The sequence below is a fragment of the Cohnella sp. AR92 genome (assembly GCF_003990975.1).
Taxonomy (GTDB): domain Bacteria; phylum Bacillota; class Bacilli; order Paenibacillales; family Paenibacillaceae; genus Cohnella.
Genome location: NZ_RZJR01000005.1, coordinates 104,682 through 125,986, shown reverse-complemented (window position 1 = coordinate 125,986; position 21,305 = coordinate 104,682). Strand labels below are relative to the sequence as shown.

Sequence of the window (21,305 nt, the reverse complement as noted above, 5' to 3'; positions counted from 1 at the left end):
CGACCTAGCGACGGCGGCCCCGCAAAGCCGAAAAAGCCGTAGTCCTCGACAGCGAGGACTACGGCTTTTGGCCAATCCGATCTTATTGCTTCGCCTTGATATAGCCTTCCGCCGTCAGCAGCTCGGCGATCAGCACGGCGCCGCCCGCCGCTCCGCGGAGCGTGTTGTGCGAGAGGCCGACGAACTTGAAGTCGTACAGGGAATCTTCGCGCAGACGGCCGGCGGAGATGCCCATGCCGCCCTCGATGTCGCGGTCGAGATTCGTCTGCGGACGGTTCTCTTCTTCGAAGTAAGTGATGAACTGCTTGGGCGCGCTCGGCAGCTCTAGTTCTTGCGGGCGTCCCTTGAAGTTCTTCCAAGCCTCTAGAATTTGCTCCTTAGAAGGCTTCTTCTCGAAGTTGACGAACACCGTTGCGAGGTGGCCATCCAAGACCGGTACGCGAATGCACTGGGTCGTAATAACCGGCTCGCTCGCCTTCACGATCTTCCCGTCTTCTACGGTACCCCAGATGCGAAGAGGCTCCTGCTCGCTCTTCTCTTCTTCTCCGCCGATGTACGGGATGACGTTGTCCAGCATCTCCGGCCAGTCGGCGAAGGTCTTGCCGGCGCCGGAGATTGCTTGATAAGTCGACGCGACAACCGTCTTCGGCTTGAATTCCTGCAGGGCGTTCAGCATCGGCACATAGCTCTGAATCGAGCAGTTCGGCTTCACGGCAATGAAGCCGGTGGAGGTGCCGAGACGCTTGCGCTGCGCTTCGATTACCTTGAGATGGCCCGGGTTGATCTCCGGAATGACCATCGGCACGTCTTCCGTCCAGCGGTGAGCCGAGTTGTTCGAGACGACAGGCGTTCCCGTCTTGGCGTAGGCTTCCTCAAGCGCCTTGATCTCATCCTTCTTCATGTCGACCGCGCAGAAAATAAAATCGACGCCGGAAGCGACTTCTTCCACTTTGGATGCATCCTGAACCATGATGGACTTCACGTCCTCCGGGATCGGAGTGGAGAGCTTCCATCTGCCTTGCACGGATTGCTCGTATGTCTTGCCGGCCGAGCCTGCGCTGGCCGCGATAGCCGTTACTTTAAACCAAGGGTGTCCGTCCAGCAGTTGGATGAACCGCTGTCCCACCATTCCCGTTCCTCCAACGATGCCGACCTTCAGTGCTTGCGTCATTCGTCAATCTCCTCTCGGGTTTGTTGTGCCGGATAAAGCATTCCTACTACTGATATTACATGCCGGCAAGCGGCTTTTGAAACAACAAAAAAATCCCACCCCCAAGACTGGCTACAGTCTTAGGGACGAGATTGGATTCCCGTGGTACCACCCCAGATTCGCGGAGATGTCGCCATGTCCGCCTCTTCGAGTACGGCCTGAACGGATCAGGATGATACTCTAGCTCTGTAACAGGAGCTCCTGGCGCGCCACCCCCGTATCCGAAGACCGGTTCCGGCACGCTGCTCAGAGTCTTTTTTCGATAAGGGATTCTCTGCTCCTTCACAGCAACCGGAGCTCTCTGGGAAAGAATCCATTTATCTACTCTTCTCTTCATCGCATTTAGTTTGAATTATTCTAACAGATAACCAGGCGGCTGGTAAATACGTTTCTCGAAAAAAATGCGCGCCCGCCCGATCAATTATATCGATGGAACGGACCGTTCCCCGCTCGATCGAATCGGTACCAACAATGTCTAAAGATATAAATTATTGTCGAATAATAGGCTTTTTGTGCTAGAATGGGCTTGTAATCCAATTTGCCTAGGAAGGTCGTGCAGCCAGTGTCCGTAGAATCGTTGAAAGTGCAGATTATTAAGAAAGCTTGGGAAGATCCGGAATTCAAGAAGCTGCTGTTGGCCGATCCTAAGAGCGCATTGAAGAAGGAATTCGGCATTGACCTGCCGGCGGACGTCGACCTGAAAGTCGTCGAAGAAACGACGGAGACCTACTACCTGGTGCTTCCTCCCGAGCCGACCGCAGAGAACAATCTGAAGTATGTTTGGAGCTAGTCGGCTTTAACGAGAGGGAACCGAATGAACGCTTCGGTTCCTTTTCCTTTAACGCTGCGGAATTCTAACGTACCCTTCATGACCTCGATGATCCGGAAAGTGACCATGAGGCCCAGTCCGGTGCCCTTTGATTTGGTAGAGTAGTACGGTTCTCCCAATCGAACGATTTGCTCCTCGTCCATCCCTTCCCCGTTATCCGAGATGCGGATCAGGACCTTCTCGTTCTCGACCGCAGCTTCAACCTCGATGATTCCGTCCTCGTTAAGCGCCTCTATGCTGTTTTTCAATAGATTCATGAAGGCCTGCTTGAACTTGGATGGATTGCCCAGGATCAGGAGGTTCTCGGGAACCTTCATTCGGAAGACGGCCCCGTTAATGGCGGCAAGAGGGCTCATGATCGTCTCCACGATGGTGAGCTCCTCATGAATGTTCAATTCGGCAATCGTATCGAGCTCCGGCTTGGCGAAGGTCAGGAAGTCCGAGATGATGAGGGAAGCCCGGTCTAATTCGTTGATCGCCATCGAGAAGTGATCCCTGTTCTTCTGGTCGGAGGTGCTGGATATCAGCTGAAGGAAGCCTCGCGTTACCTGCAACGGGTTGCGAACCTCATGGGCGACCGACGCGGCAAGCTCGCTGACGAATTTCAGTTTCTCCGTGCGCTGCAATTGGTGGTTATGGAGCTCCAGTTCCCTGGAATAAGCAATTAGTTTATGGTGTCCCGAGGATATTTTTCTGGCCAGCACGATCACCAAGGCAAGGATCAGAAGAACGATCCCGAACTTCCAACGGTAGAAGACGGGGACGGTCTCGCTCGTATAGATCATCATTAAATCCATGATTCCGGCGACCGCCAGAGACAGCAAGCCCAAGGAAACGATGAGACTATCCCTATTGCCGCGGAAAGAGTGCGCGATCGATTGGCTAACGACCAGAACCAGGTGGATCAGAATCATGGGCGCGAGCAGCCAGAAGGTAAAGAGCTTGTAGTAGAAAAAGAAAGAATCGCCCATCCATTCGTTCAGAATCAAGATGACAAAGCAGAAAGCCGAATAGCCAGCGAACCATTTGCCGAATTTAAGGTAGAACGGCTTGATTTCGTCGAAGACGGAAGCAACATAGAAATGAAGGGCCGGGAAAAACACCAGCATGGAGGAATCGAACAGAAACAACAGAAGGCTGCCGAAATCCTTGAAGATGACAAAGGTTAACGTAGAGTATGTAAGGATCAAGACGCTCGAAGTCAACGCGATCAGACTGAGGGTTATCCAGGCTCTTCGTTGCTGGGCGTCCAGATACCCGGAGATCAGAAGCATAAGCAGAGCAAGGAAAGCAATGGCGGCGCCGAGCAGGATGCTCGGAAGTTCTCCGCGGGTAAAGGACTCGGATAACTGGTTGAACTCCCCAATCTGAGCGGCTCGAACCGGCCCGGCCCGATCCAATGATTCGATTCGGATATAGAGGTCCTCGGGCTGGGAGCTTTTCTCCAGTGCAAAAAGCAGTACATTCCGGTCGAAAGAGAAGTCTCGTTCGGAATGGTAAATTAAGCGGCTGTTTTCATAAACGGACAGATCAAGCCCGTATATTTGCTTAATAAGAAGCCCGGGAACGGACCAATCCGAGGTAGGGGGGATAGTCAGATGTACCCAGGCGCCGCGGCTCCCTTCCGGAATCGCGATCAAGGGATCCTTCGCGTTAGAGGCGTGCCACGGTTCGGTAAGCGAGGGGGATTGCTCAATGGGAGCGTCTTCGCCGATCCACTGGATCTCCCAGCCTGAGATCGTGGACGCTTGGGATTCCGCTGCTTCAGCCGATTTGGCATGCCCGATTCCCGGAAGCGCAGCAAGGAAGGATACTAGGACGAGCACAAGAAGAGCGGCCGCCTTTAAGCGGATTGCGTTCATACCTACACCTCATGAAACGAACTTGTATTTGAGTTACAACTTCGACAATTTTCGTCATAATCCTTCACGATTGCTAGTTTTGATGAAAATTTTTCCTGTCCATTGGGGGCGGAGGGGATAGGTTAACAGACATAGACCGTCAACCAGATGATTGACGGTCTCGATATAAGCGCAAGCGGGGGAATATAGCGGATGACCGGCTGGAGGTTCAGGGTCGAGCGCCCGGTCGAGGGGCTAACGGAACTGACAGCCCTTATTTTGCCGAAAATCGGCCTCCTGGGAATCCAACGGAACCAGAGGCTCTTATTTAACGAGAAACGGCCTTTTCGGCCATATATCCCCGGCTAAGCGTCTCGTATTTCCGTTAAATTTTGAAATCCGGCTTTAGAAGCCGAATAAGGGCTCTCACTTCCGTTACAGTTAAATACTCCTTCGGCCCCCCCTTAATCTTGGTAGACGGGACAGCCCTCGCGCTAGTCTTAAAGCTTATAATACAAATTCGTGGCATGAAGCTCGCCGTCCGCGGAGCGGGCATACTGCGGGATGCTTCCCGCCAGCACGAACCCGAGCGAGGCATAGAGCAGGTTGGACGGATCGCCGTCTCTCGTATCCAGAACGAGCGTCGTGATGCCGGATTGCTTTGCGCTCTTCTCCGCTTCCTGCATCAATGCCCGGCCGATTCCTCTCCGGCGATAATCGGGGTGAGCCATGAGCTTGGCGATCTCCGCCCGGTGTCGCCCGTTCGCCTTGCCGCACAGTTGAAGTTGAACCGTCCCGACGATTCGGTTATCGATGACCGCGATAAATAGCCGCACGTTCGGATCGGGCACGCCCGCCCAATACGCTTCGGCATCCTCCCGGCTCAGCGGCGGAAGAAACCCGATGGACGCTCCGTCCTCGACGACGGCGATCAACAGCTCGGAGAGCTCCGCGACATATTCCTCTACAGAAGTGACTTCCCTGATCCCGAGTTCATTCATTTTCGCAATCCCTGCCTTTATTCGGATGATCTTCAAACAACCGTATAGCTCGATCATAAAGGCGGAAGTATAATTTGTATAACGAATCTTATTTATTGGATTAATTCGAAATACGAATGATTGGGGGGGGCGGCGAATGGATTTATCTCACTTGGAAGCCTTCCTGGCGGTATGCCATACCCTTAACTTCACGAAAGCGGCCGAGCATCTGCATATCTCCCAGTCCGCCGTTACGGCGAGAATCAAGGCGCTGGAGGCCGAGATCGGCAGAACGCTGTTCGATCGCGACAACCGGAACGTCTCCCTGACTCAAGCGGGAAGCGCCTTTGTGCCTTACGCGGAGAGGATGCTGCGCTTGTTCGAGGAGAGCAAGACGACGCTGTCCGAGCAATATGAAGATTATCTGATCATGAGCGGACCGGGTGCCGTCTGGCATTACCGCTATCTGGAGCGCCTTCTTTCTTTTCGCCGGGAGCATCCGAAGACCGCGATCAAATTCCTGAGCGATATCGACCCGGGTTATATGATCCACGATCTCTTGCTGGACGGAACCGTTCATGTGGCGATTCGGTACGATCCTCCCGATCATCCGAAGGTGTCGCGGCAGCTGCTGTACGAGGACGAGATCCTTCTGGTGTCGGCAGAGGAGAAGGGGGCGGCGGGGAAGGCGGACTTCTATTCTCCCGACTACTGCCATATCGAGTGGGGAGCTTCGTTTCCGCAGTGGTTCGCGGGCATTGTCGGTTCCGGCTACATTCCTTCGCTTGCCCTGGACCATTCGACGATCCTGCTGACGCTGCTGCTGCAAGGGTCCGTATTCGGATTCCTGCCTCGCTCCATTGCTCAGCCTTACTTGGACGATCGGCGGCTGTTCCGGCTGCCTCTGGAGGAGCCGCCTCCTCCCGTTAAGGCATACGCAAGCTACCTGACGGAGAAGAGAGACCATGCAAGCGTTCGGCTTGGACTCCGACTGCTGGGAATCGGCTCGGCAGAATAAGCGGTTCCATCTCCTTGTCTGTCCGTATCCGGCTTGTCTTCGACAGCATATCTTGTGGATAGGACGTTATTTACTCGACGAGGGGAGGAGGATCCGTTCATGATGCTGACGCATTGGATGGAAGTGGCCTTGTGGATCGTGCTGGGAGCGATGGCCGTTGACTTTCTGGTCGATATGTTCCTGGTGCTGAAGGGGGGCAAGCTGACGAACGAACCGGTGCTGGGCTATTTGAAAGACATCGTTTATGGCGTGCTGCCGCTGCTCGTGCTGGCGGGGATATCGTCTATGGACGAGACGGGCTGGATCGTGAAGGTCGGCTATTACCTGGGGGCACTGGCCGTTGTCATCAAGTACCTGAAGGACATCCGCGCGAAGCTGTAAATAAGGATTGGGAGACCGAACGAAGCCCCCGGCGCCGGATGCCGGGGGCTTCGCTGTTCCAATGATCCATCACGGCCGAAAGGGTTGCAAATTCGATGTTACCCGAAATGAAAACCTGCATTCAAGGGACTCAGGCAATTGTCTTCCGCTACCCGCATATGCTAGAATGGCAAAAGAAAGACCGAGTGCTGGTAACACTCGGCCCGCGTACAATCGGCTTGGATGGGATGTCCCTTCAAGCGATAGGGAACGAAGAACCCACCTTTGGCTGGAATCCTTGGGGTGGGTTTTTTACTTTCGCTTATAGTTGTTAGCGATGTAAGTTAAAAGAGCAATAACAAAGGATGCGAAACTGATCATGATGAGGATTGCGTCTTTTAGATCCATGGCATCACCTCCTTTCGAAGGGACACCATGCCCACCCAAGGCATTCAATTGTACAAAATAATCATAACGTTAACGCTTCCAACGTTCAATCGTTCGAAATAACCACTCTTCTCCGCAACATCTTCCGACAGATTACGCCAATGAGCCGATCCCGTTGACGAATAAACCAGGCCCGCCCGCAAGCCGGAAGGCATCTAGATGATATAACTGCGATAAAGGCAGGCTGCAGATCGGTGCACGGATTGCAGGACGGCCTCTTCGAATTACCGTTACCCTAAGGGTAGAGGAGGTCGAATAATGGATTCGCTGAAGCATATGAACGGCGCGCTGAGGTACATCGAAGAGAACCTGGCTGGCGAGATCGATTATGAAGAGGTTGCAAGGCGGGCGCTTTGTTCCGAATACCACTTCAAGAGGATGTTCTCGTTCCTGGCCGGGATTCCATTGTCGGAATACGTGCGCCGCCGAAGGCTGACTCTCGCGGCGCTCGAGCTTCAGGGAAGCAGCCTTAAAGTGATCGACGTGGCGCTGAAGTACGGGTACGAGTCGCCTGACTCGTTCGCGAGGGCGTTCCAGCTGCTGCACGGCATGACGCCGACCGAAGCCCGCGGCAGCGGCCGTTCGCTGAAGGCCTATCCGCCCATGACCTTCCAACTATCGATACGGGGAGGAAGCGAAATGAACTATCGCGTGGTGAACAAGGGAGCCTTCAGGATCGTCGGCATCGGGAGGAGAGTACCGATCGTCTTCGAGGGGGTCAATCCGGAGATAGCCGCCTTGTGGGCGAGCCTGGACATGGACACGATCAGACTGCTCAAGGAGCTGTCGAACACGGAGCCGAGCGGGATCGTCAGCGCGTCCGTGAACTTCGACGAGGGCCGCATGGAGGAGCGGGGAGAGCTGGACCATTATATCGGAGCAGCGACGACCGAAGAGTGCCCTCCTCACTTGAAGCAATTGGAGGTTGCCCCATCCGCATGGGCCGTGTTCGAAGCAGTCGGGCCTTTTCCAAGCACGTTGCAGAATGTATGGGGACGCATCTACTCCGAGTGGTTCCCGACCTCCGGATATGAGCTGGCGCCGGGGCCGGAGATTCTCTGGAACGAATCGAGGGATACGTCTTCGCCAACGTACCGAAGCGAGATCTGGATACCGGTCGTGCGCAAGCTCTCCGAAGTGAAATAAGGCAGGATAACGGTTTGCTCAACTAGGCAGAGTGCTTGGGGCGACCTTATGGCTGATCCGCGGCCATACTCTCTACCCCCTTCTTCACTCCCCACAGCAGCCTCCGCAAGAAGATACCTGACAAGCCAATTCCCCCAACCATCCATCCCGCAGCCAGAAAAGTATTCGGAGCCCCCAGCCATCCGATTAGAACGCCTCCCGTTAAGGGAGCGACGATGAAGACGACGCTGTTCAAGGAGTCGAAGATGCCGCTGACCCGGCCGATCGATTCCGGCGGCGTCTCCTTCTGCAGAATGTAGGTCATGCCCGTGGAGGTGAAGCCGGTTCCGACCCCGCCGACGAAGCAGGCGAGAAGAAGGAGCCCGATTGGGCTGTCCGGCCGTTGCAGGCCGGCGGCGGCGAACATCAGGCCGATCAGCGCCAAGCCTCCGCCGAGCAGCCAGCCATAGGCGCGAAGCTCGCGGTAGCGGTGCAGCCAGGCGACGCCCGCGAGGCCGCCGGCGCCGATCGCGGTGACGAGCCAGCCGATGAGCTCCGGCCGGTCGGGGGCGATCTCTCGCAGCAGGACGGCGATCTGGGCATCGATGAGCTGGATCCCGAACAGGCCGACCAGGCAGAAGCCGACGCTCGCGAGCAGCAGCCGGCTGCGCAGGAGCATCCGCCAGCCTTCCTTCCAGACGTCGCCGAAGCGGGAAGGGGCTGTCATCTCGGTCGGCTGCGCATCGATGGAACCAACGGACCTGTCCGAGATTCCGTGCTTGGGGGGAATCCAAACGAGCAGAAGCGCGGATAGAATATAGCAAACGGCATTGATCGCCATGCAGCCGGAGGGAGAGAACGCGGCGGCGATGGACGCGCCGAGCAGCGGACCCAGGATCTTGGACAGCTGGAATACGGAGCCGTTCAGCGAGACCGCTTGAAGCAGCTGATCGGGACCGACGACGTTCCGGGTCATCGCCTGCTGGGCGGGATAATGGAACGTGCGGATGGAGGAACGCAGCGTAAGCAGTCCGAGCAGCGTCCACTCGTTAGGCGCGAAGATAAGGAGCGCGGTGAGGAAGGCGCGGATCAGGTCGGCGGCGATCATCAGGTTCCGCTTGTTCCAGCGGTCCGCCAGAATGCCGGCCGCTTGCCCGAATAGGATGCCGGGCACGGCGAAGGTGAGCGGAACGAGCGCGATCGTCATCGCGTCGGCCTTCCAAGCGAAGCCCAGCAGAATCGTGACGGCCATGAAGTCCAGGTAGTCGCCGAAGGCGGATAGGCCGTAGGCCACGAACATCTTGGCGAAGGAGCGATTGCGCTTTAACATGAGAAAACCCCCTGAATCGAGTCTTTGCAGACAGCGTAACAGGGGATTGTCAGAGAATGATCAGAGATGGCGGTCCAGCCACCGCTCGGCGGCCTTCCGCAGCTTCTCGAACCCGTATTGCTCCGCCAACTGGTGCCACAGCCGCTCATATTGGGCTTGATAACTCTCGTCGCAGGCTTTTTTCTCCAGATAATGCAGAATGGCATTCACGTTGGCGATCAGGTGAGGAACAAAATAGGTGTGCTTTAACGTCTCGATGCCCTCGTCCAAGGTTCGTCTGGCGGCGGGAATCTCCCCTTGGTCATAGAGGAGGATGGCCTTCGCGACCAGGAACGCCCCGCGCTCGCGCTGGATCGGGTGACGCTCCAGCAGCTCCTCGCACTCCTTCAGCTTGGCCTCCGCTTTGTCGCGGCTGCCCTCAAGCAAGAACGATTGCATCTCCCTCAGCAGGTAGATGGCCATGAAGCTGGGCGATTGAAGCGCCGCCATCTCCGGACGATTCGCTTCGATCTCCTCGCGGGCACGCTCCCGCATGCCCGATTCCTGATAGAGCGCGATAAGGGCCAGCCGAAGATCGTATAACCAATGAGCCGGCATCGATTGTTCCTTGCTTCGGGCGACCAGCTTCTCGAAATAAGGCACGGAGTTGCTTGGACTGGATTGAACCGTCGCGTGAATGAAAGCGGCATAGGCCGTTTTCTCCCAATCTTCCATCAGAGAAGTCTCGAGCAGCCACCCGAAGTCCCCGCGAACAAAATGAACATAGACGTCGTAATACGAATCGCCTGGCAATCCGAGGGTTTCCTTATTCGCCGTCAGCAGCTGGAGCGCGGCCCCCATTCCCATGCCGTGATACTTGGAGAGCATCCGGCTTACGTCCTCCGCGAATGCCTCGTCGCCAAGCAGGGGGCTTGCCGTCCGTGCCCGGTCCTGTCTCTTCAGCCTATAACCTTGCCCGCGGACGGTCTCGATGGTCAGCAGATGGGACCACCTTGCGATTCTCTTGCGGATGCGATAGATATGGTCGTCCACGGTCCGGTCGGTCGGCGCCTCCAAAGGCCAGACGGCGTCCAGCAGCTGTTCCCGCGTGAAGGAACGCCCCTCATTCTCATATAAGTAACGCAGCAGAGCGAATTCCTTCGGAAGCAGCGCAATGCTCTCACTCGCATAGGCGACCTGGTAGGTATCCGAATCAAAAGCGATCATGGCGAGCCTCCCGCCGTTCAAGTCCGATTAATCTTCTATTTAGAGATGATGGCACGGACGGGAAGGGAAAGCAAGCGCGTTGAGCTTCGAGTTTTTTTCCAATTGAATTAGAGCCTGCTGGCAACTAAACTGAGGAAAATGCACGCATTATCCGTCGGCAGGAGAGAACCCGTCCTATGATTCCCGTTAAACGTCTGCAATCCAATCTGCTGCTGCTCCTTGCGGCTTGCATCTGGGGCTTCGCCTTCGTCGCTCAGCGAGAGGGCATGTCTCACATGGGGCCGTTCACGTTCAATGCTATCCGGTTCATGCTCGGCGCGGCGTCGCTCCTTCCGCTTATCTACTTTTTGAATAAGAAGAAGACAGGCAAGGCTTCGCGATCGGAGGGAAAAGCGGAGCTGCGCAGAGGAACGTTAGGAGGAGTCTTGGCGGGGCTGATTCTATTCACCGGCTCTTCCCTTCAGCAGATCGGGCTCGTGTACACGACCGCCGGCAAGGCGGCCTTCGTAACGGGGCTCTACATCGTCATCGTGCCGTTCCTCGGCCTGTTCCTGAAGCAGCGTCTGGCTCTCAACAGCGTGCTCGGGGCGATCGTGGCGGTCGTGGGCCTCTACCTGCTCTGCGTGACGAACGATCTGTCGCTGAATCGCGGCGATCTGTACGCGCTTGCCGGCGCCTTCTTCTGGTCCTTGCACATCCTGCTGATCGACAAGCTGTCCCAGACCGCGGACGGGCTCAAGCTGTCGCTGTTCCAGACGGTCGTCTGCGCCGTCCTTAGCTGGATCGCGGCTCTTGCGACCGAGACGATCACCCTGGACGGCGTCTCGAACGTGTGGATCCCCCTCCTCTACGGCGGGGTTTGTTCGGTGGGGATCGCTTATACGCTGCAGATCATCGGACAGCGAGACGCCCATCCGACGCAGGCGGCCATCATTCTGAGCACGGAGTCGGTGTTCGCGGCGCTCGGAGGCTTCTTGATCCTGGACGAGCAGCTCGGCGTGCGGGGGGTGCTGGGCTGCGTCTTCATGCTGGCGGGGATGCTCCTTCCCCAGCTTCCTTCGATTCGTGGATTGCGGCAAAGGCGCTATAATTGAACAAGACCCGCGGGCGCTCCGATAGGAGGCTGCGGGTCTTCTTATTATGATCGCCTCAAACGAATAGACAAGGGATACCGGACCAAGGTTCATTTCAGTGGAGATAATATTGAACATTATTCCACGAGAAGCCAAATCTGCCGGGCAATCAGCACCGCGCTGACCGAGAGGAAGAGCAGCCGAACATAGCGGACGCCGCTCTTGATCGCGACGCGAGACCCGACCAAGGAGCCGGCCACCATGGCTGCGCCCATGACAAGGCCGATGCCGAAGGCGACTTGTCCGAGCAGGAGGAACACGGCGAGGCTCGCGAGGTTGCTGGTGAAGTTCAGCAGCTTCGCGTTGCCGGCCGCCTGCACGAAGTCGAGGCCCATCAGCAAGAAGGCGAAGATAAGGAACGAGCCGGTTCCCGGCCCGAAGAAGCCGTCGTAGCCGCCGAGCAGGAGAGCGGCCGCAGCTAGACCCAGACGGCCTGCGCGAGACGGCGCAAGCTCCGCCGATCCGGCGCGCATCGCGCCCCAGTCGCGCTTCAGCAGCGTATAAAGAGTGACGGCGGTCAGCATGACGACGATGATCGGCCGCATCCAGTCGGACGATACTTCCTGCATAAGCAAGGCACCTCCGACCGCCCCGATGGCCGTCAGCGGCACGAGCTTGCCCGTGCTCCTCCAGTCCAAGTGCCCGGACCGGAGGAAGGTCAGAGTGCTGGTCAGAGAGGATAACGTTCCGGCCAGCTTGTTGGTGCCGAGCGCCAGGTGGGGAGGAAGCCCCGCCGTCAGCAGGATGGGGACGGCGATCAAGCCGCCGCCTCCCGCGACGGAATCGATAAACGCGGCGAGGAAGCCTCCCGCCGCGACCAGAAGCACAATCTCCCAAGTGAGTTCCATAGATGAGGTAGACGCCCTTTCCGCTTAAGTGCATCTATTGTCGCAGAAATAGAGTAAAATGAGAATCGGGAGCTGCGCTCCTTCATAGTTTATCGGTAAGGACAATACCACTTTTTCCTAATAAGGAGCGATCTCATGGAATGGTACCTGAAGGTCCTGAAGAACTATGCCGTCTTTAGCGGGAGGGCGCGGCGCAAGGAATTCTGGATGTTCTTGCTGATCAACTTCATCATCGGGCTTGCCCTTGCGATTATCGGGAGCATTACGGGAACGGGGAGGGCGCTGCAGGATCTGTACAGCCTGGCGATCCTGATCCCCAACCTGGCGGTCTCCGTGCGAAGGCTGCATGACATCGGGAGAAGCGGCTGGTGGCTGCTCATCGGCCTGATTCCTCTCATCGGCGCGATCGTGCTGCTGGTCTTCTGGTGCACCGACAGCGACGCGGACAATGACCATGGGCCGAATCCGAAATTCGTCGGATAAGAAGCGATAACGCTGCGATACCGGAAGCCGTTCCTCCAAGGGACGGCTTCTTTTAGTTCTCGGCTTCAACCCCCTCCTTTTGGACTATTTTTCCACAATATACTACTCAAGTCCCCATAAATCGCTATAATAAAAGTAAATTTGTCCCAGATAGAAACGAAGACTCAACGAAGTTTAACCGAAAAAGGCAAACCCATCGCAAGGTGGGGACGCAAAGTCATGGGTCCCACGTCGGATCGCCAGACCGCCGAAGCGCTTGTTTGAGCTGCCTTGAATAGGAAGCCGCACGCTTATTGGCGTTGCGGTTTTTTTTGTTGTCTCGTGCGGGAGCAGAATGGGGAAAAGAAGATTCAATAAGGGAGTAGCCTCGGCGGTAATCGCGAGCTTGCTCCTGGGTTTAGCGCCGGGGGCCGTATGGGCGGAGGCGGCGAATGAAGCCGGCTCGGCTCTGGCCAAAGGCTGGGATGCGATAGCCGCAAGCCTGAAGCAGGAGCAGCAGCAGGAGCAATGGAAGGACGGGGAGGATCTTACCGAGACTCCGCAGTACTATCAATTCACCGGCGACCAGGTGCTGGAGGAGCACCCGGAGAAGCCGGATGATCGGATGGGCGGAGGCGGGGCTTACCTGAAGATGGGCGATACGGCCGCGTACTTCCCATCCTCCGCGGGATCGATGACGCTGAGCTGAAGGATGCTCAGACCAGCGAGATTTACACCTTGCTCAGCGACCATAAGGACAGCAGCGGCCTGAACTCGTTCAAGTGGAACGGCAAGGATGCGGAGGGCAACCTCATTCCGGACGGCAACTATTATTGGAAAATCAAAGCGACAGCGCCGCAGGTTACCTTTGAGCTGCCGCCTGAAGCAGAAGGCGGTGCGCCAACGAAGAAGGCGCTCACGGCACCCGCCTACGACCAGGAATATCAGCTGGTCGCGCTGGATCGCACGGCTCCCGAACTGGTCGGCATTGTCCCGATGGGCGATCGAGTCGCCGTCGAGGCCAAGGATTACGTATCGGGCTTGAAGTCGGTATCGGTAACGGGAGTCGGACAAGCCTCCAAGAGCTGGACGGACGGACCGATGCTCGCCGCTTTGTCCGTCAAGCCGAATGGCTCGGGAGATCTGGTCGTCACGTTGACGGATGCCGCGGGCAATAAGCGCGAGGAGAAGCTGCCGGCCGATCCACTGATGCCGGGGACCGGTACGGAGGCCTCCATTCCGAACGCGGAAGCAACCGTGGCGGACCGGAACGTCCGCATCAATCTGGCGACGGGCAATGGGACGCAGACGTTCGAAGGCTTCACGCAGCAGGGGCCGGGCGTCGATCTGGACATTTATTTTACCTACAACCACCAGAACCGGATGAAGAGCTCGTTAGGCTACGGCTGGAGCTTCAATCTGGACTCCAGGCTGACCAAGTGGGCGACGGGGGACATCACCTGGCAGGGCTTCGATGGGACGCTTTATTGGTTCAAGCCCAGCGGGAACGAGTATGTGACTTATGCGAACGGCCAGCAGCAATATTATCCGCATCTGACGATGGACCCGAATGAGAGCAATCCGCTCGATCTCAACGCGTTCGTGATGGAGTGGCCGGATCAGCTCCGCTACCGCTTCAAGAACGACGGCCGGTTCTGGATGATCCAGGACCGATATTATAACGAGATCTACTTCGAGTGGACGGGCATTCAAACCTCTTACGGCCGGGATCTTCGGATCGAGTCGGTTCACGATACGAACAATCATGAGGTGCTGTTCAACTACGAGAGCGGAACCGGCGAGCTGAAGTCGACCGTCATGTCCGACTTGGACGGGATCGGCAATACGGCCAGCAGCCCGAAGAAGAAATTCTTCTTCATGTACAACGAGGACGGCGAATTCGTCGGCTACCGGGAGCCGTCCCAGAAGATCACCCGCTTTACCTACGACGATGCGCATCGGGTGACCTCCGTCGTCGAGAACGGGGACAACAACCGCAGCGGAACCGGGATCACGAAGGACTCCGTCGTCACGGGCTGGACGTACGATGACCGGAACCGCGTAACCCGTTTGAGCATGAAGCGCAAGCAGGATCAGAAGGAAGAGTTCTTGGGCGTGCAGTACGGGAACGGCTCGGCGACGGTCGCCCAGCCCCTCGGCGAATATACGCTTCGCTGGAATAGCGCTAATCGTCTCACCGAGCATGAAGAGAAGGTTCTTACTCCGGAGGGCGAGAAGCCGGCGATCACGAAGTATGCCTACAGCGCGAACAATCTCGTCTCCGTAACCGATCCTCTGGGCCGCGAGCAGCGCTATCGGTACAATGATCACGATCTGGTCGAGGCCGAGCGGAGTTCGTCCGGCCGAATCCTTCATTACGAGTACGACGATCAGATGGACCTGCTCCGCGAGAAGGGACCCGGCGGCTACGAAGTCGCCTACGATTACGTCAAGGATGGACGCAAGCTCCTCTCCAAGACCACGACGACGTCGGCGATCGATCCGGCCGGCATCAATCCGTTCCAGAAGATCGTTACGAAGGAGCAGTATAACGACAAAGGGCTGTTGACTCGTCGCACGGACGGCGAGAACAATGTTTTCGCTTATACGTATGACGCGAACGGCTTCCTAACGTCTGATGGCACGAGGACTTCCTATACGAACGACCAACTTGGGAATGCAACCGAAGCGATCGTCGATGCGGGAACTTCTGACGAGGCGAAGACCGTATCCGCGTTTAATGACGTCGGTTGGGTGACGCACCGGGAAGGCCCGACGGGCCTTGTCGAGGACTTCAAGTATGACGCTTGGGGCCGCGTGATCGAGCATGTTCAGACGGATAAGAACGATGCCGAGAAGGCGATTCGAAGCGCGTATCGTTATGACGACGGCGGCCATCTGGTCGAGCAATCGGACGACCTTACGAAGACGACTTATACCCTGGACGGAGCGGGGAACGTTCTGACTCAGGAGACGGTTCCGCTGGAAGCAGGCGCGACGGGGAAAATCTCGGAGTCCTACGTCTACGATAACCGAGGGCTGGTGGTGAAGCACACGGATTCGCGCGGGGAGACGACCGCGACGGCGTACAACCTGGCCGGCCAAGTCGTTGCTTCTACCGTGACGCCGGACAATCGCATCACCTCGTACGAATACGACGAGGCGGGCCGCCAATCGGCGGTCGCGGCGGCTGACGGAGGCCGTACCGAGTACGTTTATGATCTATGGGACCGGGTCATTCAGCAGAAAACGACGATCAAGCCTGTTTTCCCAGACGGGATGACCGTAAGCCCCGGTTCGGCTGCCGAACAGACGGCCATTGCCTCTTACCGTTACGATAGCGCGGGAAGGGTTGTCGAACAGAAGGATCCCGAAGGCGCCTGGGTTCGCTATGTCTACGACGGCAACGGCAACGTCGAGGAGACGTCGGCCGGAGGGCCGGTTCCGGCCTGGAACGGTGTCGCCCTCGGGACGGGAACGCCTGATAAGCTCTACGATGGGCAAGAGATTCTATCCAGCACGAAGAGCGAGTACGACAAGCTGGGCCGGCTGATTCGCTCGACGGATGGCAACGGCCAGGTCACGGAATACGGTTATTCGGGCCGCACGGTGACGATAAAGATTCCGGCGACGGACGAGAACGGTCAAGCCGTCGTTTATACGCGCCAGGCTTCTTACGATGCGAACGGAGCGGTTATCAAGACGGTAACGGAAGCCGGAGAGACTGCCTCTTCCGCGTATGACGCTTTCGGCAATGCGACCGAGAGCGTAAACGAGGAAGGCCAGAAGATTGTTTATCATACGGACGCTTACGGCCGCCTGTCCGAGCGGATCGAGGAGGTCGACCGTTCGGGAGCGACGCAGACGATCCAGTATAAGACGGATGCGTGGGGGAACACGCTTGAGGAACGCCGGCAATTAAACGGAAGCGAATGGGCGACTACGACCAACGTTTATACGCCGGAAGGCGATCTTAAGCAGTCGACTTCCCCGTCGGGACTGGTCTCGCTGTATTCCTATGATGCTCACGGACAGCTGAAGCAGCTTACCGAACGCAACAAAGCCGGAGAACAAGTGACCGAACGCAGCACGTACTACGGCTATGACGCTATGGGCCGTACGGTGAAGACGATTCAACCCGACGGCAGCGAGGAAGTCAGCGTCTATGATACGGCCGGCAATGTCCGCATCTCGCTGGATGGGCTCGGCAATATCATGGAATATCGGTATGACTTGAACGGCCGGGAGACCGAAATCATCAGCTACCGGGAAGGAACGACGAGCCTGAACGAAGCGAACGTCTCGTCGCTCACCCGTTATGTGTACGACGGAGCCGGCAATGTCGCGCTGGAGAAGGATCCGAACGGCAATGTGATTCGCTATGTCTACGATGCGAACGGAAGCCAGACGCAAGAGATCCACTATGCGAATCCGTCCATGCTGGGCGACCAGATCGCGATGTCGTACCAATACGACCCGCGGGGGCTGATCGTTGCCCTGACCGACGGCAACGGCCATACTTCGACCTATGGCTATGACTCGGAAGGCCAATTGACGCAGGAGACGGACGCCGTAGGCCATTGGGTGCGCAGCGAATACAGCCCTGCCGGCTTCCGGACCGCGGAGCGTCGTCCGCTTGGACGAGATACCGAGTGGGCATACGACTATCGCGGGAATGTGCTTCAGGAGAAGGACGCCAACGGCGAGGTCCTCCGGTTCGACCTGGATCTGGACGGCCGTACGAAGACGGAATTCAACCGCTTGAAGGAAGCGACGCAGTACGAGTACGACCAAGCGGGCCGGATGATCTCGAGGACGACGGCCAACAAGGGCAGCTATTCGTACGCATACGACTCGGTCGGCAATCAGTTGGCGGAGACCAAGCCGGTTTACGGCACGACCTCCTATGCCTATGATAATCGGGACAGCCTGACTGCCGTAACCGAGCCGCAGGCGAAGACAGCGTATACCTACGATGCGGAGCTGAACCGCACGAGCCAACAGGACGGCAACACTCAGTTGACCTCCTACGACTATGACGAGCTTGGACGCCGCGTGCAGAAGGTCGTCGTTCGTCCGGAATCCGGACAGGATACGTTCGAGTACGAGTACGACGCGAACGGCAATCTGCTGTACGAAGCCAAGCCGGGCGGCACGTCCATCCGTTATCAGTACGACTTCATGAACCGCAAGACGCGGGAGGAATACAGCGACGGCACTTGGACCTCTTATACCTACGATAATGCCGGCAACGTGCTGACTCGCTCCAGCGAGGAAGGCACGATTGCGTACGAGTATTACGACAACAACCAATTGAAGATGGCGACGTATCCGAACGGGGATACCATCGTATACGAATACAACGAGAACGGCGAGAAGTCCGCCGAGATCGTCAACGGCAAGAGAGTCGAGATCGTCGGCGACCCGACCGGCCGCCCTTTGACATACGTCGACGAGAACAACAACAAGTACACGTACGAATACGATGCGGACGGCTACGTCACGGGCATTCTCTACCCGAACGGGACGAGAACGTCCACCGACTACCTGCCGGGGCACCTCATTGAGACGAAGAACACGTATCGCGCGAATGCCGAGCTGCAAGCGAGTGGGTACGGCTACAATGCGCGAGACTTCATCACGGACTCGAAGGAGCAGGGAAAATCCTCTTCTTACGTCTACAACGATAGCGAGCAGCTGGAACGCGTCGTGACGCCGGCAGGCGACGTTATGCAGTACGAATACGACAAGGCCGGCAACCGTACCGTCCGGAAGACGACCATTCAAGGCGCGGTTGAAGACAAGAACGAAGTCATCACGGCCGACAAGCTGCTCGAGCTCGTTCTCGCTTCTTATGGAATGAAGCCGATGCCGGACAAGGACGAGGAGGAACGCTCCGACGATTCCTCCGGCTCTTCGGAATCCGGTTCCGGCGACGTTAGCTCCTGCAAGGCGAACAATGGGAATGGCAACAACGGCAATAACGGCAATCACGGTAATGGTAATAACGGAAACGGCAATGGCAACAACGGTAACGGAAACAACGGTAACGGGAATGGCAATGGCAAGAAAACATCCTTCGTTGAGGGCAAGATCGCTTCGACGGACATGAACTTCATTGCTGCCAACAACGGCAACGGTAAGGGTAACGGCAATGGAAATGGTAACGGAAACGGAAACGGAAACGGCAATGGTAACGGAAACGGTAACGGAAACGGTAACGGGAATAAAGGCAGCTCCTCCGGAGATTGCAAGTCCCCGGGCTGGCTGAAGGCGCTCGAGAATGGCAACGGCAAGAAGATGGGGCTGTACAAGAAGCTGGACAAGCTGTTCGGAAGCAGCTCCGAGTCCGGCTCATCTACGGGAACTGCCGGGAATTCGGACACGAGCCTCAGCATCGAAACCTTGTTCGAGACGGGCAAGATCGAGCACATCCTGGCCGCTATCGACAATATCGTTAACGGAGAAGTGAACCTGCCGCCGGGCGAACAGACCAAGCTGTTCGAGCGAATCCGCGAAGTCGGCAAGGGTTACACCGTCATCGGCACGAACTATAAGTATAACTCGCGCAATCAGCTTGTCCATCGGGAGAACCTGATCCGCTACGAGGATTACGATTACAAGTACGACGATGCGGGGAACGTGCTCACTGACGGTCGAAGCAAGTACGAATGGAACGCTCGCGGCCAACTGACGAAGATCACCTTCCCGGACGGATTCGGCGAGAAGTATACGTACGACATGCTGGGCCGCCGCGTGACCAAGACGGACTTCAACCATAAAGGCAACTCGCAGCAGACGACAACTTACCACTACAAGGGCGATACGTGGGCGATTACCGAGGAAGTCGTGAACGGGGACGGAGACAGTGAATCGTCCAAGTCCTACACCTATGACGCGAACGACCGCCCGCTGTCCATCACGTTCAAGGGACAAACGTTCTGGTACGTGTACAACGGACACGGGGATGTCGTCGCTCTGACGGACAAGAACGGCAACGTCGCCGCCCGCTACGAATACGATGCCTGGGGCGTCGTCACCCGCATGTACAACCGTTACGGCGAGCGGGTACGCGAAGGCATCGGCTGGATCGGCGACCTCGGCTCCGGCAACGGCAGCCCGGGCTCTCTCCAAGGTCCTGAAGACGAGAACGGCAACACCGTGCCGGACTATGAACCGGGCAACGGCCAGAACAACGATACCGGCAACGGCAATAACAAAGGCAACAACGGCGTCGGCAACGGAGAAGGCGGCGGCAAAGATAACAACAGGGGCAACGGCAACAAGACTTCTGTTCGGATTCAGTCGTTCGAGGGCGCTTCTGCTGAAGAGTCCGCAACTCCTTCCGCCACGGAATCCGATTCGGTCACTGCAGCTACAGAGGAAGACGCTCTACCGGATAGCGAAGCTTCCAGCGACGTTGAAGAAGCCGCCGACTTATCCGGCATCGACACGGCCTCCTTGGATGAGATGGATACGGCAGATGTCGATCCGACTGAAGACATCACGACCGATCTCGTTAAAGAGAATCCGTATCGCTACGCTGGCTACTACTGGGATCGGAAGACGCAGTACTACTACCTGCAGGCTCGTTACTACGATCCTCGCCCGGGGCGGTTTATCTCTGAGGATACTTATGAGGGTGAGATTGAAAAGCCTCAGAGCTTGAATATGTATGTTTATGTAAGTAGTAATCCGATAAAATATGTCGATCCCAATGGACATAAGCCCTGTGAAGGAGATAAAAAATGTGATGCTGACCCGTTGCTAATCTATCAAGCTCCAATAAGTGAGAACCCCGAGGATATGCAATACAACGACAAGTCTAAAGAACAAATAAAGAATATATTAGGTGGTTATTGGAAATATAATGATAAGTTTAAAAATAAAAATAATTTTCTAAATGATGTTAAAAATTTATTCAAAACAACTTCTTATGGGGGAATGCAAGATATCGCATTGGACATGGTGGACCATTTCATGTCTGGAACAGGTACTCCATATATAAACAATACGTTAACAAATAAAGTGCGAAATAAAGGGCCTGTTAAGAAGTATGTTAGCGATATCAAGGAAACGGTCAAGAAATTGTTGAAGAAGTACAATGGTGACACATCCAAATTAAAATATGATGCAGCAAATAGAGAAAATTCTTTAATGGTAGTAGAAATGAGAGATAATTCGATTAATCAACCCTCTTTCAATGGATTCTTAGATAGTAAAGTTAAAGGTTATGGAATAACCATTCATGGATTTGAAGGAAATAATATAAAATTATCATCCGTTAAAAAGAAGGGGTCTTCGTATAGTGGGACATTACATTTTAAGCTTTGGGATAATTTCGGGTTGGATGAAGAGGACGTAACTCAACAAATAGGATGGGCAGGTTTAAGGTCATGGTACATTTTACAACATTACACAAAATTCAAAGGAAAACACAAGCCTTTTCTAACAATTATTGAGTTTGATGAAAAGCTGTAACAGTTTATCAATAAATACCAAGAAAGGATTGATTG

Annotated in this window: 15 protein-coding genes, 1 riboswitch and 1 other annotated feature; of the genes, 8 read left to right on the top strand and 7 right to left on the bottom strand. The window is 56.1% G+C overall.

The window, feature by feature from the left end:
• Window positions 1-82 precede the first annotated feature (82 nt).
• Window positions 83-1,171: an aspartate-semialdehyde dehydrogenase gene (gene asd / locus ELR57_RS09330; protein WP_126958767.1), complete on the bottom strand. Its 1,089-nt coding sequence runs from the start codon at window positions 1,169-1,171 to the stop codon at window positions 83-85.
• Between the two features lie 118 nt (window positions 1,172-1,289).
• Window positions 1,290-1,556 (bottom strand) — a binding site (T-box leader).
• A 216-nt stretch (window positions 1,557-1,772) separates the two neighbouring features.
• Between asd and ELR57_RS09325 the strand changes: the two genes are divergently transcribed.
• Window positions 1,773-2,000 (top strand): NHLP leader peptide family RiPP precursor, encoded by a 228-nt coding sequence (locus ELR57_RS09325; protein WP_126958766.1) that lies wholly within the window; start codon window positions 1,773-1,775, stop codon window positions 1,998-2,000.
• On the opposite strand, the gene ELR57_RS09320 is transcribed toward ELR57_RS09325, so the two are convergent.
• Complete coding sequence (locus ELR57_RS09320; protein WP_126958765.1) at window positions 1,997-3,901, bottom strand: sensor histidine kinase; 1,905 nt, start codon at window positions 3,899-3,901, stop codon at window positions 1,997-1,999. The genes ELR57_RS09325 and ELR57_RS09320 overlap by 4 nt on opposite strands.
• Window positions 3,902-4,380: 479 nt before the next feature.
• Entirely contained in the window at window positions 4,381-4,881 is a 501-nt protein-coding gene (locus ELR57_RS09315) for a GNAT family N-acetyltransferase (RefSeq protein WP_126958764.1), read from the bottom strand.
• A 136-nt stretch (window positions 4,882-5,017) separates the two neighbouring features.
• Between ELR57_RS09315 and ELR57_RS09310 the strand changes: the two genes are divergently transcribed.
• Both ELR57_RS09310 and ELR57_RS09305 read left to right on the top strand, forming a co-directional pair.
• On the top strand, window positions 5,018-5,878 hold the full coding sequence (locus ELR57_RS09310) for a LysR family transcriptional regulator (RefSeq protein ID WP_126958763.1): 861 nt from the start codon (window positions 5,018-5,020) through the stop codon (window positions 5,876-5,878).
• A 99-nt stretch (window positions 5,879-5,977) separates the two neighbouring features.
• Window positions 5,978-6,259 carry a hypothetical protein gene (locus ELR57_RS09305; RefSeq protein WP_126958762.1) on the top strand — a complete coding sequence of 94 codons (282 nt, stop codon included), beginning with the start codon at window positions 5,978-5,980 and terminating at the stop codon, window positions 6,257-6,259.
• A gap of 291 nt (window positions 6,260-6,550) precedes the next feature.
• Here ELR57_RS09305 and ELR57_RS28250 read toward each other — a convergent pair whose 3' ends face one another.
• The gene (locus ELR57_RS28250; protein ID WP_370452235.1) at window positions 6,551-6,646 is read right to left on the bottom strand and encodes a putative holin-like toxin; all 96 of its coding nucleotides are present in this window, start codon (window positions 6,644-6,646) and stop codon (window positions 6,551-6,553) included.
• A 297-nt stretch (window positions 6,647-6,943) separates the two neighbouring features.
• Here ELR57_RS28250 and ELR57_RS09300 point away from each other — a divergent pair, with 297 nt between their 5' ends.
• On the top strand, window positions 6,944-7,831 hold the full coding sequence (locus ELR57_RS09300) for an AraC family transcriptional regulator (RefSeq protein ID WP_126958761.1): 888 nt from the start codon (window positions 6,944-6,946) through the stop codon (window positions 7,829-7,831).
• Between the two features lie 46 nt (window positions 7,832-7,877).
• Here the strand turns inward: ELR57_RS09300 and ELR57_RS09295 are convergent, their stop codons facing one another.
• The gene (locus ELR57_RS09295; protein ID WP_126958760.1) at window positions 7,878-9,140 is read right to left on the bottom strand and encodes an MFS transporter; all 1,263 of its coding nucleotides are present in this window, start codon (window positions 9,138-9,140) and stop codon (window positions 7,878-7,880) included.
• 60 nt (window positions 9,141-9,200) lie between these two features.
• Window positions 9,201-10,346: a winged helix-turn-helix domain-containing protein gene (locus ELR57_RS09290; RefSeq protein WP_126958759.1), complete on the bottom strand. Its 1,146-nt coding sequence runs from the start codon at window positions 10,344-10,346 to the stop codon at window positions 9,201-9,203.
• Between the two features lie 176 nt (window positions 10,347-10,522).
• Between ELR57_RS09290 and ELR57_RS09285 the strand changes: the two genes are divergently transcribed.
• Window positions 10,523-11,440 carry a DMT family transporter gene (locus ELR57_RS09285; RefSeq protein ID WP_126958758.1) on the top strand — a complete coding sequence of 306 codons (918 nt, stop codon included), beginning with the start codon at window positions 10,523-10,525 and terminating at the stop codon, window positions 11,438-11,440.
• Window positions 11,441-11,556: 116 nt separating this feature from the next.
• Here ELR57_RS09285 and ELR57_RS09280 read toward each other — a convergent pair whose 3' ends face one another.
• Window positions 11,557-12,327 (bottom strand): TSUP family transporter, encoded by a 771-nt coding sequence (locus ELR57_RS09280; RefSeq protein ID WP_126958757.1) that lies wholly within the window; start codon window positions 12,325-12,327, stop codon window positions 11,557-11,559.
• A gap of 135 nt (window positions 12,328-12,462) precedes the next feature.
• On the opposite strand from ELR57_RS09280, the gene ELR57_RS09275 reads away from it, so the two are divergent.
• From ELR57_RS09275 to ELR57_RS09265, 3 genes are all read left to right on the top strand, one after another.
• Window positions 12,463-12,810, top strand: coding sequence for a DUF805 domain-containing protein (locus tag ELR57_RS09275; RefSeq protein ID WP_126958756.1), 348 nt, complete (start codon window positions 12,463-12,465; stop codon window positions 12,808-12,810).
• A gap of 176 nt (window positions 12,811-12,986) precedes the next feature.
• A riboswitch (cyclic di-GMP riboswitch) is annotated at window positions 12,987-13,062 on the top strand.
• Between the two features lie 82 nt (window positions 13,063-13,144).
• Window positions 13,145-13,498: a hypothetical protein gene (locus ELR57_RS09270; RefSeq protein WP_126958755.1), complete on the top strand. Its 354-nt coding sequence runs from the start codon at window positions 13,145-13,147 to the stop codon at window positions 13,496-13,498.
• 29 nt (window positions 13,499-13,527) lie between these two features.
• Window positions 13,528-21,270, top strand: a complete 7,743-nt coding sequence (locus ELR57_RS09265; RefSeq protein WP_126958754.1) for a DUF3289 family protein — start codon at window positions 13,528-13,530, stop codon at window positions 21,268-21,270.
• The last annotated feature ends 35 nt before the right edge of the window (window positions 21,271-21,305 follow it).

Excerpts from the sequence above, each read along its gene's own strand:
- ELR57_RS09290 (WP_126958759.1), bottom strand. The coding sequence starts at position 10,346 with ATGATCGCTTTTGATTCGGATACCTACCAGGTCGCCTATGCGAGTGAG.
- ELR57_RS09295 (WP_126958760.1), bottom strand. The coding sequence starts at position 9,140 with ATGTTAAAGCGCAATCGCTCCTTCGCCAAGATGTTCGTGGCCTACGGC.
- ELR57_RS09285 (WP_126958758.1), top strand. The coding sequence starts at position 10,523 with ATGATTCCCGTTAAACGTCTGCAATCCAATCTGCTGCTGCTCCTTGCG.
- ELR57_RS09305 (WP_126958762.1), top strand. The coding sequence starts at position 5,978 with ATGATGCTGACGCATTGGATGGAAGTGGCCTTGTGGATCGTGCTGGGA.
- ELR57_RS09275 (WP_126958756.1), top strand. The coding sequence starts at position 12,463 with ATGGAATGGTACCTGAAGGTCCTGAAGAACTATGCCGTCTTTAGCGGG.
- ELR57_RS09315 (WP_126958764.1), bottom strand. The coding sequence starts at position 4,881 with ATGAATGAACTCGGGATCAGGGAAGTCACTTCTGTAGAGGAATATGTC.
- ELR57_RS09310 (WP_126958763.1), top strand. The coding sequence starts at position 5,018 with ATGGATTTATCTCACTTGGAAGCCTTCCTGGCGGTATGCCATACCCTT.
- ELR57_RS09320 (WP_126958765.1), bottom strand. The coding sequence starts at position 3,901 with ATGAACGCAATCCGCTTAAAGGCGGCCGCTCTTCTTGTGCTCGTCCTA.
- ELR57_RS28250 (WP_370452235.1), bottom strand. The coding sequence starts at position 6,646 with ATGGATCTAAAAGACGCAATCCTCATCATGATCAGTTTCGCATCCTTT.
- ELR57_RS09300 (WP_126958761.1), top strand. The coding sequence starts at position 6,944 with ATGGATTCGCTGAAGCATATGAACGGCGCGCTGAGGTACATCGAAGAG.
- asd (WP_126958767.1), bottom strand. The coding sequence starts at position 1,171 with ATGACGCAAGCACTGAAGGTCGGCATCGTTGGAGGAACGGGAATGGTG.
- ELR57_RS09280 (WP_126958757.1), bottom strand. The coding sequence starts at position 12,327 with ATGGAACTCACTTGGGAGATTGTGCTTCTGGTCGCGGCGGGAGGCTTC.
- ELR57_RS09270 (WP_126958755.1), top strand. The coding sequence starts at position 13,145 with ATGGGGAAAAGAAGATTCAATAAGGGAGTAGCCTCGGCGGTAATCGCG.